This window comes from Staphylococcus succinus, assembly GCF_029024945.1.
Taxonomy (GTDB): Bacteria; Bacillota; Bacilli; order Staphylococcales; family Staphylococcaceae; genus Staphylococcus; species Staphylococcus succinus.
In genome coordinates this window covers 1205243-1219601 of sequence record NZ_CP118976.1, presented here as the reverse complement: position 1 = coordinate 1219601, position 14359 = coordinate 1205243, and the positions used below count along the sequence as shown (strand labels likewise).

Here is a 14359-nt window from a genome sequence, read left to right as displayed (position 1 = left end):
TCTTTGTTATTTTATCAAATGATCGATAGATATCAAAACAAAAATAAAGAGATGTACACAGTTGTACATCTCTTTATTTTAGATAATTATTTTAAAGAGTCTTTAGCTTTAGCAACTAATTCACCGAAAGCTTTTTCATCTGAAATAGCAATTTCAGAAAGCATTTTACGGTTAACATCGATTTCAGCTTTTTTCAAACCGTTCATAAGTCTTGAATAGCTCATATCATGTTGACGTGCTGCCGCGTTGATACGTGTAATCCATAATTTACGGAAATCACGTTTTCTTTGACGACGGTCACGGAAAGCGTATTGTCCTGATTTCATTACTTGTTGTTTTGCTACTTTGTATAATGTGCGTTTTGCACCGAAGTAACCTTCAGCTAATTTAATCGTCTTTTTACGACGAGCTCTTGTTACTGTTCCACCTTTAACTCGTGGCATAATAAATTCCTCCTCTAAATATGTTCAATCTTTCAAATTGATACGTTATGACATTTTAGTCATTATTTTTTGTAAGCTAATAATTGTTTTACGCGTTTCATGTCTGATTTTGATACTAATGAAGCTTTACGTAATTTACGTTTTTGTTTAGTTGTTTTGTTTGCAAACATATGAGATGTGAAAGCTCTAGAACGTTTTAATTGGCCTGAACCAGTTCTTTTAACACGTTTAGCTGCTCCACGGTGTGTTTTCATTTTAGGCATGATTCATTTCCTCCTGTAATATCTTTTTTTATTTTTCATTTATCGGATTAAGCATGATAAACATTTGACGCCCATCCATTTTAGGTCTTTGCTCAACTGTCGCGATATCTTTGCATTCTTCTGCAAATTTTTCTAAAACACGTTGACCAATTTCTTTGTGCGTAATCGCACGACCTCTGAAACGAATAGAAACTTTACATTTATCGCCTTTAGATAAAAATTTACGTCCATTTTTCAATTTAGTTTGGAAATCATGTTCCTCAATTGTAGGACTTAAACGAATTTCTTTAAGGTTAATTGTTTTTTGTTTCTTCTTCATTTCTTTTTCTTTCTTCTGTTGCTCGAATTTATACTTTCCGTAATCCATAATTCTAGCAACAGGTGGTTTAGCATTTGGAGCCATTATGACTACATCTAAACCAACACGTTCAGCCATTTCTAAAGCTTCAGCCTTAGATTTTACGCCGACTTGTTCTCCATCTTGTCCGATTAAACGTAATTCTTTTGCGCGAATCTTTTCGTTAACTTGAGTCTGATCTTTTGCTATGGTTGACACCTCCAAGATTTTTACGAAATTATCCCAAGCAAAAAGAGCGAGTATACAATATACCCGCTCTCTTCTACACATGACATAACCATGTATATATAGACCTGCCAACTGCAATTAGCGTCGCTACAGGTGAGAAGCGGGAGCTTCTACTTGGTTCGTTTCGTATTCAACGTTACCTATATTAGCAACAATTTCGAGACAAGTCAATAGCTTTTCTAATATTTCATGTTTTATTTATTATCCATTTTTACATCTTGTCTTAAATTCACTTGTTCTAAAGGAACAATTTTTGTTTTATATCTCAGTTTATGATAAATGAAAAATGCTAAAAATACTGGTATCCCCATATACGTAATAACGAATCTATTAAGATCAAATGCGCCCGTTTTAATAAAGTCTACATCTTGACCAATGATTACAATCACACATAAGAAACCTGCGAATATTGGACCAAATGGGAATAACTTCGCTTTATATTTCAATTTAGATTTATCATAATTTTGTTTATCAAATGCTTTTCTAAATCTATAATGACTAATCGCTATACCTACCCATGCAATAAAACCAGTCATTCCACTTGCTGCAACAATATACTCATACGCATCACCACTCAAGTGTTGTAAAACAAAAATACCAATTACTATCACTGCAGTAACGAGTAATGACATATAAGGCACACCACTCTTATTTGTTTTACCAAATACAGGGAATGCGAGTTTATCTTTACTCATTGAATATAGCATTCGGGTAGAAGCATACATTCCCGAATTACCTGCAGATAATACCGAAGTCAAGATTACTGCATTCATGAATGATGCAGCAAATGCTAAACCTGCATTTTGGAATACAAGTGTAAACGGCGATGTTGCTACATCATCTCCGCCACCCATTAAAGCAGCACTATCGTATGGAATCAGCATGCCAATTACAAATATCGCAAGTATATAGAATAATAATATTCTCCAAAAGACTTGTTTAATTGCTTTTGGTACTGCTCGCTCTGGATTTTCAGATTCTCCAGCTGTAATACCAATTAATTCTGTACCTTGGAATGAGAATCCTGCAACTAAGAACACACCTAAAATAGTTAACAAACTACCTCCAAGATTACCGCCTAACACAGGGCCATCACCTTTAGTGAAGATGTCAAAGCCTACAAATTCTCCACCCATAATACCTAGTATTGTTAACAATCCAATAATAATAAAGATGATTACCGTCACTACTTTAATTAATGCAAACCAATACTCGCTTTCACCATAAACTCTTACGGATAAAGCATTAAGTCCAAAAATTATAATTAAAAATAGACAGCTCCAACTCCATGCTGGTATGCCTGTCAGCGGCGTCCAATACTGTATAACTTGAGCAGCAATAGTAACATCTGCCGCCACTGTAATTACCCAGTTAAACCAATAATTCCATCCTAATGCAAATCCGAGGGAAGGATCCACAAATCGTGTAGCATAAGTACTAAATGAACCTGATACAGGTAAATATGTTGCCATTTCTCCTAATGATGTCATAAGGAAAAAAACCATCGCACCAATAATTGCATAGGCTAATAATGCACCTAAAGCACCCGCATCATGTATTGCGCCTCCTGAAGTCATAAATAGACCAGTACCAATACATCCTCCGATTGCAATCATGGAAATATGACGATCTTTTAGTCCCCTTTGAATTCCATCATTTTGAATTTCTTGTTTTGCCATAGAAGCTTCCTTTCTTTATAAACTTAGAGGTTAACTTTCTATATGCTTAAGATTGTCTCATTTATAGTATACAATCAATTTATTGTAATGAAGTCCATTCGATTACACGTTTAACTATAAACTTTTGCTCTATCCCGAAAACATATGCATTATAAATTTTTGCCCAAAATAAAATGGTTGCATACCTAATAGATATGCAACCATTTTAATAATAGCATTTATATAGGTAGCACATCACGCATGTGACAGTCCAGTTTCTTTCGAAAACTGTCCCAACTCGCATTGTAAATGGTCAATACAAGTTTCGGCATTTCCACCTTTCATTATTTCAACATACGCCCCATTTAGCTTCTGAATAATTACTCTTTGAAGATGCAACCTCTAACTCAAATTTGATATGAATATTAATTTATTTCACTCATCAGTAATATACATGATTTTAACAAGACTTTCAAGACTATCTTTGTTTTTTCAATCTAATCTCATCTACTAAATCCCAAATGAAAGTATCTTTTTCAACAGTTTCTTGATCTTGTGAACCATATTTTCTTACATTAACTTCATTATTCTCTACCTCTTTGTCTCCTACAACAATTTGGTATGGTATTTTTTGCATTTGCGCTTCTCTAATTTTGTAACCCATTTTTTCATTGCGGTCATCAATTTCAACTCTAACGCCTTGTGATTTAAGCTCATCTTGTAAGGCTCTTGCATAATCGTAATGAATATCTACATTAACAGGGATAATTTCTACTTGCTTAGGCGCTAACCATGTTGGGAATGCACCTTTAGTCTCCTCAGTTAAGAATGCGACAAATCGTTCCATAGTAGATACTACGCCACGATGAATAACAACTGGTCTATGATGTTCACCATCATTACCAATGTAAGTTAAATCGAATTTTTTTGGTAATAAGAAGTCTAATTGTGCTGTAGATAATGTTTCTTCTTTACCCATAGCTGTTTGTACTTGAACGTCTAATTTTGGACCATAGAATGCAGCCTCTCCCACCGCTTCTTCATAGTCTAAGCCAAGTTCATCAGATGCTTCTTTTAACATGCTTTCCGCTCTGTTCCACATCTCATCGTCATCAAAATATTTTTCTTTGTCTTCTGGGTCTCTGTAACTTAACCTGAATTTATAATTATCAAAACCAAAATCATTATAAACATCAATAATTAAGTTAACAACGCGCTTAAATTCTTCTTTAATTTGATCAGGTCTGACAAATATATGCGCATCATTAAGTGTCATCCCTCTCACACGTTGTAAACCTGATACAGCACCACTTGCTTCGTAACGATGCATTGTTCCTAACTCAGCAATTCTAATTGGTAACTCACGGTATGAATGCGGTTTGTTTGCATAAATCATCATATGATGAGGACAGTTCATTGGTCTTAAGACCATTTCTTCATTTTCATCCAATTTCATTGTAGGGAACATATCTTCTTGATAATGATCCCAGTGTCCAGATGTTTTATACAAGTCCACGTTTGCCATAACTGGTGTGTACACATGATCATATCCCATGCTCACTTCTTTATCGACAATATAACGTTCGATTTCTCTACGTATTGTTGCACCATTTGGCAACCATAATGGCAATCCTGCACCAACCAATTGATTATTAGAAAATAATTCTAATTCTTTACCAATTTTACGGTGATCACGTTCTTTACGCTCTTCCAACATTTGAAGATGCGCTTTAAGCTCTTTTTTATCAAAAAAGGCTGTACCATAAATACGTTGTAACATTTTATTGTTACTGTCACCGCGCCAATATGCGCCTGCCGTAGATAATAATTTAAATTCTTTTATTTTAGATGTTGATGGTACATGGACACCACGACACAAGTCAGTAAATTCACCTTGTGAATATAAAGTCACAAGTTCGTCTTCTGGAATCGCATCAATTAATTCTAATTTATATGGATCATTTGAGAAAAAGGCTTTAGCTTCATCTCGTGTTACAACTTTACGTTCAATCAGATAATTTTCATTAACAATTTGTTTCATTGTTTTTTCAATTTTTTCAAAGTCATCAGAAGAAATGCTTTCTTCCATATCAAAATCATAATAAAAACCACCCTCAATTACAGGACCAACACCAAAATTTACATTTCCGTATAGACGTTTTAATGCTTGAGCCATAAGGTGTGCTGTTGAATGGCGCAATACTTCTAGTGCTTCATCAGTTCCTGGTGTTACGATTTCAATTGCTCCATCTGCCTCAATGGGTCTTGTTAAATCAATTAGTTGACCATTAAATTTACCAGCAACTGCTTTTTTTCTTAGTCCAGGACTTATAGATTGTGCAATATCTTCTGTAGTTGTTCCTTTATCAAATACCTTTGAATTACCATCAGGAAACTTAATATTAATTTGATCCATGAAATACCCTCCAATTTATTCAAGCTCTTAAATCAAAACACAACTCCATTATCTTCGAAGTACACAAAAAGACCTCATCCCGGAAAGGGACGAGGTCTTCGTGGTACCACCCTAAATTAAAGAACTGTTCGCAACTTGCAAACGCGTCTTTACTCTACTTAAGATAACGGTCTTGAGCCGGATGTTTATTACGACATCATTTACAAAGTAGTAATCAATAAATATACTTGCCAAAATTTCATCAGACATTGGCTTTCTGTGAAGCAGTGATTTATCCATCGTGTCTTTGTATTATTTCGTTTCGATTTAGATTTAACTATATTATACAACATTTATGCTAGATTTCAATCGTTGCGATAATTTTTTCCTTCTAAGTAGTATGGTGTAGATAATGTTTTTATTCTTTCCATGATTCTTGCGGCCTTAGTTTTTTCAGTCCCATCCCGTGTTACAGATAAGTGATATTCAAGTTCATCAAAACTTAAATTAGAACTAAAAAATGTTGGCAATTCTTGAACCATACGATAATGTAACAAAGGTCCAATTACTTCATCTCTTGCCCAAGGGGTAATTTCTTCAGCACCTATATCATCTAACATTAATACGTTAGCTTCTCTTACACGTGCTAATTTTGTTTCAAAACTACCATCTTTAAAACCGCCTTTTAAAGAACGAATAAATTCAGGTAAATATACAATTGTAGATGGCACTTTCTCAGTTTTTAATTGGTTTGCCATGGCACCTAAAATAAATGATTTACCTGTGCCAAATGGGCCATGTAGATATAACCCCTTAACTTGTGGCTCGTGATTTGTAATTTGATCACAGATTTTATTTGCTGCCATTGCAACTTCTAACCTATCTCTTCTATCCATATAAATATCTTTGAGCTTGGCATTTAATGTATCTCTTTGCATATGATGTGAAGTAATTAAATGTGCATTAAATTTATCCTCATCATGTTTGATTTTACATGGGCAAGGTAAGTAACGAATTTTGATATGCTCATTTTCAATATATAATTCAGGCACATGCCCTTTCACAAAGTTAGGACAATCTGTATAAGCATGACCATCATAATGTTTCAATTGGTCTTTATATTCTTGTAAAATATTTAAATCCTCGTCAATCATCGCATTTGTAACTTCTGCTTGATGCGATTCTAAAAATTGCTTCACATCTGTATCACTAACTACATCTTTTTTAATTTTAGCTATGCGTCTGGTCAAATCATTGGACTCACCCATGATATTATTAAAGGATTTCATTCAGTATCCTCCTTCCATCTTGTTTTTAATTGATTTAAAAATGCTTCTCTATCGCTTTTCAACTTTTCATCATCTTCAGTTTGATTCATAGATTTGTCATTTTGATTTGTATTATCTCGTTCTTCTAACCATTTAGGCGTCATTTCTCTTGAAGCTAATTGCTTTTGTTTATAATATGGTTTGCTTGGTTTATGTTCATCTTTAGGTTGACTTACCTTCAACGCATAGTTATATGCTTCTTCTGCTGTCTTTATTCCCTTTTTCTTCCAATTGGATGCAATTTCAAGTATATAGGTTTTCGGCAGTTTCATATCTTCTTTCAACATAACAAATTGTAATAAAATATTAATCACACCAAACGATAACTGTTCACGTTCCACTAATTCTTCAATCATATACTTTTGTTGTGGTGTAGGTTCAGATTCTGACCAAGACGCCAACATATCTATTGGACTTGTTTCTTCTAATTGTTCTAACCAATGACTTGATTCACTTTGTTTATCCTTAGTAAGAGTCTCAGATGAATGAGACTGAGCTGACTCGGATTTAACTTGTAATTTAGGCAACTGTTGTTCATGTTCTATCAAATAAAATGTTCTTGCATGCTTTCTTAATTCTTCAAATGATAGCTCTTGAGCGCTCGTAATAGATTTCAATATAATACGTTTCATTGATTCAGCAGTTAAACCATATAATGTAGCAATTTGTATGATTAACGCTTTCGCTTCTTTATCGATGATTTTCGTACTCACAAAGTGTGATTGTAATAGATCATAAAGTGTTTCAAAATCAAACTTCACACGTGATAAATTTAATCCTTCATATGTTTCTTCACTCTGAATGTAGCTAGTATCACTCTGTAGTTCTTGATTAGGAATTTTAAAAACATCTGTAAATTGGCGTGTCACATCTTGAAATAGTGTCATATCTAATTGATCTTTATCTTCAAAATGTTGTTTTAATTGTTGATAACGTTGTTTACTCACTTCACTAAAAAGATACACGGATAACATTGGATCTGAGAAGAATTGCTTTGCGGAAGGCGGTTGTATCAGTTGATATACAAACGAAGAATGTTGTGCATCATGCTTTACGAACGATTTAACTAAACCGATACCTTCTAGTAAATCCATATTTTTTCTAAAATCTAAAAGATTTATTTTTAATTCACTCATGATAATGTAATGTGTGAGCACTGAATCTGTCTTAAATTCAACAAATTGATCTAAGTAATGATATAAGCCAATCGCACTTGATCCTATCATCGGCGTATACAAACGATTTAAAATTTCTAAATGACTATGATTTATGTGAAAATGCCGTATAACTGTGAAATTGTCGTGCGGTCGTAAACCATAATCATATGATTGTAAAGCCATCTATGAATCACTCCGTTTATTTTCGGCTAAGATACCTTGCATCGATTGTAGTAATTGATCAACATCTTTAAATTCTTTGTACACAGATGCAAATCTTACATAGGATACTTGGTCTACATGCATGAGTAAGTTCATGACATGTTCTCCTATTTCTCTTGATGAAATTTCAGCGTGCCCATCGTCGCGCAACTTCCATTCAACATTATTCGTAATTTCTTCTAATTGTTCATATCGTACAGGTCTTTTTTCACATGAGCGTACTAAACCGTTTAATATTTTTTCACGTAAAAATTGTTCCCTTGTACCATCTTTTTTGACTACAATTAGCGGTCTTTTTTCTATATGTTCAAAAGTTGTGAATCTCGTCTCACACTTTTCACATTCTCTTCTACGTCGAATCGCATTAACTTCATCTGCATGTCTAGAGTCTACAACACGAGAATGAGTCGAATTACATTTCGGGCATTTCATCGAATTATCACCCTCTCAATTTGATTATATTCCATTATACTATAAATATGTACGTCACAAAAGAATGCCTATTACACATTTTACTTATACAACGAATACATAAAAGCAAAATGATTATACAAACGTTAACATCTAAAATTTTAATTTTAATATTTGTGGATTATCTACGAAGATACAAGAACTGCTCTTTATTGTTATCATCACTATCAGTTATCTTTATTTCATAAAAAACACTCCTTTTAACACTTTACGAAGTAACGTAACGCTTTAAAAGGAGTAACTATTTAGATTATTTTATATATCACTACAATTCTTATAGTATCTTTTGACATTCAAACAAGTTAATTTACTACAGCTGCAATATCATTTTTCAATAATTGTCCAATATATGCTGCCACTTCTACTACTCTATTAGAGTAACCCCATTCATTATCGTACCAAGCGATAATCTTCACTTTGTTTTCTCCCATTACCATTGTACTTTGTGTATCAATGATAGCTGAATGAGGGTTTGTGTTATAATCCATCGATACAAGCGGTGCATCTTCTGTGGAAATAACTCCGTTTAAGTCGTGGTCTTTAAACGCTTGATTAACTTGATCCACTGTAACATCTGTATCTAAATCAACCACTAAATCAACTAACGACACATTTTTAGTTGGTACACGTAATGCCATACCATGCAATTTGCCTTCTAACTCCGGCAACACTTCTTTAAGGGCTTTCGCTGCGCCAGTGGAAGTTGGTATAATGCTTTCATTACAAGAACGCGCACGTCTCAAATCTTTATGTGGGTTATCTATATTATTTTGATCATTTGTAATCGCATGTACTGTAGTCATCAAACCGTTTTGAATACCAAATCGATCATTTAATACTTTAGCAACTGGTCCTATACAATTGGTAGTACATGACGCATTACTAAAAATATCATAATTTTCTATATCTAAACGATCATCATTAACTCCTTTCACTATCATTTGTACATGTCCACCCTTAGATGGCCCAGTTAACAATACTTTTTTAGCACCTGCTGCAATGTGTGCTTCAGCTTTATCTCCATGATTAAATTTACCTGTCGCTTCAATTACTACATCTATCCCTAGCGATTGCCATGGTAAATGTTCTGGATTTCTGTCAGATACTAATTTTATTTCTTGTTGATTAACTTTGATACCATTTTCAGTGGGTTCTACTTTTAAATCGTATGCACCATGCGTAGTATCATAATTAATAAGATGGGCAATGGTTTCAGGTGGATAACTCGCATTAATCGCTACTACATTTAAATCTTCATTTTTCAGCGCGATTCTCAATACCATTCTACCTATTCTTCCCATGCCATTAATTGCAATATTTGTCGTCATTTGAAAGCACCCCTTGTCTATGTGTTATACTTTATGAAAATAGTATAACATAAATCGCAGATTAAGAAAGCGTTTTCTCAAACGTTATTCACTTTTTCTTTTTCAACCGAAATATCCTGAGTCACCATACATTTCTAACTTTGCTTCCCTCACCGATTTACAGAAAAAAAATCACAAGCCCACTCCAATGCAGACGCAAATGGAATGGGCTTGTGTAATTAAGTCAATGACTAGATTGTTTAATTATATTTATAGAAAATACTAATCATGAAGTTGAGGTTATCGTTATATTCAAACTTACTCTACTTCCTCGGTATCCGTATCATTATCAATGTAACCTTCTTCAACTAGTAACTGTTCTAAATTTTGCTTTAGTTCTAATTTTGTATCACGATTATCTATCTCATGGTCAGCCATTCTGCGTTTTTTATCAATGGATATTTGACTATATACACGTGCTTTAGCGTCTTCCATAGATAAATCATTTCGTTCCATCAATCTTTCAATTTGAATACTTTCAGAAGTATAGACTAACCATACTTCATCGACCGTATCTTGCAATTCATTTTCAAATAATAATGGAATATCCATAATCACATTAAAACCTTGTTTGAGGTAATCTTCTTTTTCTTGTTGCATGATATCATTGACAATTGGATGTACGATTTCATTTAACTCTAATCTTTTTTCCGGATGGTTAAAAATAACGTCTCCTACATACGCACGATCCATATTTCCATCTTTATCAATCGCTGCTTCACCAAATACAGCTTTCACCTGTTCTAAACCTTTCGTACCTTTTGCTACCGCTTGTCGTGCTGCAACATCTGCATCAACTACTTTGAAGCCATGTGCTGTTAACAATTCAGATACAGTTGATTTACCTGATGCGATACCACCAGTTAGTCCTATAACTTTTGGCATAATTTTCACTCATCCTTTATTTTTGACATGTAGCGCAGAAATGACTATTTCTTGTAGCAATTACTTGTGTTTCAATATCATTTCCACAAACTTTACATACCTTTTGTTTATATACATTCAAATGCAATTGCATAGATCCTTTACTACCATCCGCATGTAGATAATCAGATATGCTTGTGCCACCGTATTTTATACCCGCTTCAAGTACTTCTCGAACATAATAAAATAACATTTCTCGCTCTTGATGTTTCAAATCTTTGGATAGTCTAGCAGGATGAATATCCGCTCTAAATAGGGCTTCACATGCATATATATTCCCACAACCCGATATCACTCTATGATCTAAAATCATTTGTTTAATTGGTTTATTTTGATATAGTTTTTTGCCAAACCAAGATAAATAATGAGGCATAGCTGCTTCAGTAAATGGTTCTGGCGCAATTTCTAAAAATGAGGGATATGCCTCAAATGAAGGCACATTTCTTATTTCTCCAAATCTTCGTATATCAGAGTAAACAAGTAATTTTCCGTTATTTAATTTAAAAATAACATGCCAGTGTTTACGGTAATTTGGCACACTAATATCCTCTATGCTGTCAACCACAAAGAAACCACCAGCCATCCCTAAATGACTGATTAAAATCCTTTCTTCGTCTCCATGTTGTAAGTAGAAAACAATATACTTGCTTCTTCTTTCTATATCCTTTATTACAAAATCTTCTGTAAGATGTTGAAATGTATCTAACGCTAAACCTTTAATAATTGTTTCTTTATTAGCTGCTTTTCCTTCTTTCACTTTATCGGAAAAGACTACTGATTCAATTGTTTGACCTTGAACAAACGGTTGAATGCCTCTTTTAACATGTTCTACTTCTGGTAATTCAGGCACACTTATACCTTCTTTCTATTTTGCATCATACCAAGTTTGACCATAACTGGACTCAACTTTCAATGGTACATCTAATTTTAGCGCATTGTCCATAATATCTTCTATGAACTCTCCAAACGCTTCTACTTCTTCTTTAGGTATTTCAAATATTAATTCATCATGTACTTGTAATAATAGCTTAGCATGGAATTCTGTATGCTTAACCTCGTTTGCAAAGTTAACCATTGCTAATTTAATAATATCTGCTGCACTACCTTGAATAGGTGTATTCATTGCTGTTCTTTCTGCAAAACCCCTTAAGTTAAAGTTTCTACTTGTGATATCAGGAATATATCTACGACGATGTAATAGTGTTTCAACATAACCTTGAGCTTTACAATCTTTTACAACATCTTCCATATATTGTTTCACGCCTGGGAAACTATTTAAGTAATCATCAATAAATTTTTTCGCTTGCTTACGTGTAATACCTAAGCTTTGGCTCAAACCGTAATCACTAATACCATATACAATTCCAAAGTTAACAGCTTTTGCTTGTCTACGCATAACACTATCTACTTCATTAGCAGGAACTTCAAACACCTTCATTGCTGTAGCGGTATGAATATCTTCATCATTAATAAATGCTTGTTTCATACTTTCATCCTGCGTAATATGTGCCAATACTCTTAATTCAATTTGTGAATAGTCGGCTGAGAAAATAACGTTATTTTCATCAGTAGATTTAAAAGCTTTTCTAATTTTCCTACCTTCTTCTAAGCGAATAGGTATATTTTGTAAGTTTGGGTCTATAGAAGATAACCTACCTGTTTGCGCAAGCGTTTGATTAAACCGAGTATGAATTCTATTATCTTTGCTTATAACCTTTTGCAAACCTTCTACATAGGTCGATTGTAATTTAGCAAGTTGACGATATTCTAATATATATTCAATGATTGGATGTTCACCTTGTAACTGTTCTAAAACATCCACTGCTGTCGAATAGCCTGTTTTCGTCTTTTTTATCACTGGTAACTCTAGCGTTTCAAATAAGACAACGCCTAGTTGTTTAGGAGAGTTAATATTAAATGATGCTCCAGCAGATTGATAAATGTTATCTACCAATACATCTAATTTACTTTGAATTTCTTTTTCCATTTCTTGAAGATCTTTCGCATCTGTGTAAATACCAATTTCTTCCATTTGACTTAAAATACGTGCTAATGGTAATTCTAAATCATACAATAAATCCGTTTGGTTGTATTCTTCTAAGTAATCTTTCATGATAGATTGCGACTCACTTATCGCTTCTATGATTGTTGCAATGTAATGATTGAGTATTTCATCTTCAGGCACTTGTCTCTTCTTGCCTTTACCGTATACAGCAACACTTTGTTGCACAAAGTGTTGACCAAAATTCGTCACCACCGAATGCACATCATCAATATTTCGAGAAGGATCGATAATATAACTTGCTAGCATGATATCAAATTCAATGTTTTTTATATTAATATCCAATCTATGTGCCACCACGTATGATTTCTTTGCATCATAAACTATTTTTTCTGTTTGCTCATTTTCCAACCATTCAATAAGCTGTTCATACTTATGAATGTCTTGAGCATCAATAACAACGTGGTGGATACCATCATACAAAGCAAATTTTAATATATCATCTTTTAAATAATTAGAGCCATCTAATTCAAAATGTACAATCGCAGATTTCAAATCTGTAAAATCTATGTTTGTAAAATCAGTCGTTACATTCATCTCTTTTTCTTCGGTAGTAGTATTATCTCCATTAATATCAATTTGGTCTAACAATTGTTTGAACTCTAATTTTTTAAATAATTCTATTTTTTCACTAATATCTGGGTTTTCTGGAAGTTTAGTATCTTTTAAAGAAACTTCAATCGGGCTTTCGCAATTAATCGTTGCGAGTTTCTTACTCATTAACGCATCATCTTTACTATTTTCAAGTTTTTCTTTTAATTTCTTACCAGACACTTCATCTAAATGTTCATAAACATTTTCTACAGTCGTAAATTGTTTCAATAATTTTATAGCTGTCTTTTCACCGACACCAGCTACACCAGGAATATTATCTGAAGTGTCACCCATTAGCCCTTTCATATCAATAATTTGTTCAGGAACTAATCCATCATATTTCTCAGAAATAAATTGAGGTGTATAGTGATCGACATCTGTAACACCTTTTTTCGTATAATATATCGTCACATCTTCTGTAGCTAATTGTGTTAAATCACGATCTCCAGTGACAATAATTGTTTGGAATTGTTCATCGTTTGCTGCTTTACTTAAAGTACCAATAATATCATCAGCTTCATAATTATCTAATTCATAACGTTTGATTTGATAGGCATCTAATAACTGTCTAACATACGGGAATTGTTCGCTTAACTCTGGTGGTGTTGTCTGACGTCCACCTTTATATTCACCATAAGTGTCATGTCTAAATGTTGTTTTTCCTGCATCAAATGCAACTAAGAAATGTGTAGGTTGTTCTTCTTTTATAATTTTTTCAAGTAGCATAGCAAAACCATATACTGCATTCGTATGGATACCTGCTTTATTTTGTAATAATGGTAAGGCATAAAAAGCTCTAAAACTTAAGCTGTTACCATCAATTAAGATTAATTTATTCAATAGTTTAACCTCCAACACATATTTATATTTCATTTTATCACAAATAATC

12 protein-coding genes, 1 riboswitch and 1 other annotated feature are annotated in these 14359 nt (G+C 33.4%); all 12 genes read right to left on the bottom strand.

The features are described from left to right. Nucleotides 1-86: 86 nt before the first annotated feature. The 12 genes from rplT to polA all read right to left on the bottom strand — a co-directional run bounded on the left by rplT (nt 87) and on the right by polA (nt 14310). A complete protein-coding gene (gene rplT / locus PYW31_RS05955) occupies nt 87-443 on the bottom strand; it encodes a 50S ribosomal protein L20 (RefSeq protein ID WP_046836668.1) in 357 nt (118 codons plus the stop codon). Between the two features lie 62 nt (nt 444-505). Beyond that, nucleotides 506-706, bottom strand: coding sequence for a 50S ribosomal protein L35 (gene rpmI, locus PYW31_RS05950; protein WP_046836669.1), 201 nt, complete (start codon nt 704-706; stop codon nt 506-508). A gap of 28 nt (nt 707-734) precedes the next feature. Continuing rightward, nucleotides 735-1262 (bottom strand): translation initiation factor IF-3, encoded by a 528-nt coding sequence (gene infC / locus PYW31_RS05945; RefSeq protein ID WP_046836832.1) that lies wholly within the window; start codon nt 1260-1262, stop codon nt 735-737. Between the two features lie 23 nt (nt 1263-1285). After that, nucleotides 1286-1414: a sequence feature (ribosomal protein L20 leader region), on the bottom strand. Nucleotides 1415-1486: 72 nt separating this feature from the next. Further along, nucleotides 1487-2971 carry an amino acid permease gene (locus PYW31_RS05940; RefSeq protein ID WP_046836670.1) on the bottom strand — a complete coding sequence of 495 codons (1485 nt, stop codon included), beginning with the start codon at nt 2969-2971 and terminating at the stop codon, nt 1487-1489. A gap of 219 nt (nt 2972-3190) precedes the next feature. Beyond that, a riboswitch (Lysine riboswitch) is annotated at nt 3191-3363 on the bottom strand. Between the two features lie 65 nt (nt 3364-3428). Continuing rightward, nucleotides 3429-5366 (bottom strand): threonine--tRNA ligase, encoded by a 1938-nt coding sequence (gene thrS, locus PYW31_RS05935; protein WP_046836671.1) that lies wholly within the window; start codon nt 5364-5366, stop codon nt 3429-3431. A 344-nt stretch (nt 5367-5710) separates the two neighbouring features. Further along, entirely contained in the window at nt 5711-6634 is a 924-nt protein-coding gene (dnaI, locus tag PYW31_RS05930; protein ID WP_046836672.1) for a primosomal protein DnaI, read from the bottom strand. After that, nucleotides 6631-8013, bottom strand: coding sequence for a replicative helicase loading/DNA remodeling protein DnaB (locus PYW31_RS05925; protein WP_046836673.1), 1383 nt, complete (start codon nt 8011-8013; stop codon nt 6631-6633). Before PYW31_RS05925 ends, dnaI begins: the two co-directional genes overlap by 4 nt. After that, entirely contained in the window at nt 8014-8484 is a 471-nt protein-coding gene (nrdR, locus tag PYW31_RS05920; protein WP_046836674.1) for a transcriptional regulator NrdR, read from the bottom strand. Nucleotides 8485-8825: 341 nt separating this feature from the next. After that, the gene (gene gap / locus PYW31_RS05915) at nt 8826-9851 is read right to left on the bottom strand and encodes a type I glyceraldehyde-3-phosphate dehydrogenase (RefSeq protein WP_046836675.1); all 1026 of its coding nucleotides are present in this window, start codon (nt 9849-9851) and stop codon (nt 8826-8828) included. A gap of 297 nt (nt 9852-10148) precedes the next feature. Beyond that, entirely contained in the window at nt 10149-10775 is a 627-nt protein-coding gene (gene coaE, locus PYW31_RS05910; protein WP_046836676.1) for a dephospho-CoA kinase, read from the bottom strand. Between the two features lie 16 nt (nt 10776-10791). Beyond that, entirely contained in the window at nt 10792-11664 is an 873-nt protein-coding gene (gene mutM / locus PYW31_RS05905) for a bifunctional DNA-formamidopyrimidine glycosylase/DNA-(apurinic or apyrimidinic site) lyase (protein ID WP_046836677.1), read from the bottom strand. Nucleotides 11665-11679: 15 nt separating this feature from the next. Further along, nucleotides 11680-14310: a DNA polymerase I gene (polA, locus tag PYW31_RS05900; RefSeq protein WP_046836678.1), complete on the bottom strand. Its 2631-nt coding sequence runs from the start codon at nt 14308-14310 to the stop codon at nt 11680-11682. Between the last annotated feature and the right edge of the window lie 49 nt (nt 14311-14359).

Excerpts from the sequence above, each read along its gene's own strand:
- rplT (WP_046836668.1), bottom strand. The coding sequence starts at position 443 with ATGCCACGAGTTAAAGGTGGAACAGTAACAAGAGCTCGTCGTAAAAAG.
- rpmI (WP_046836669.1), bottom strand. The coding sequence starts at position 706 with ATGCCTAAAATGAAAACACACCGTGGAGCAGCTAAACGTGTTAAAAGA.
- PYW31_RS05940 (WP_046836670.1), bottom strand. The coding sequence starts at position 2,971 with ATGGCAAAACAAGAAATTCAAAATGATGGAATTCAAAGGGGACTAAAA.
- thrS (WP_046836671.1), bottom strand. The coding sequence starts at position 5,366 with ATGGATCAAATTAATATTAAGTTTCCTGATGGTAATTCAAAGGTATTT.
- dnaI (WP_046836672.1), bottom strand. The coding sequence starts at position 6,634 with ATGAAATCCTTTAATAATATCATGGGTGAGTCCAATGATTTGACCAGA.
- PYW31_RS05925 (WP_046836673.1), bottom strand. The coding sequence starts at position 8,013 with ATGGCTTTACAATCATATGATTATGGTTTACGACCGCACGACAATTTC.
- nrdR (WP_046836674.1), bottom strand. The coding sequence starts at position 8,484 with ATGAAATGCCCGAAATGTAATTCGACTCATTCTCGTGTTGTAGACTCT.
- gap (WP_046836675.1), bottom strand. The coding sequence starts at position 9,851 with ATGACGACAAATATTGCAATTAATGGCATGGGAAGAATAGGTAGAATG.
- coaE (WP_046836676.1), bottom strand. The coding sequence starts at position 10,775 with ATGCCAAAAGTTATAGGACTAACTGGTGGTATCGCATCAGGTAAATCA.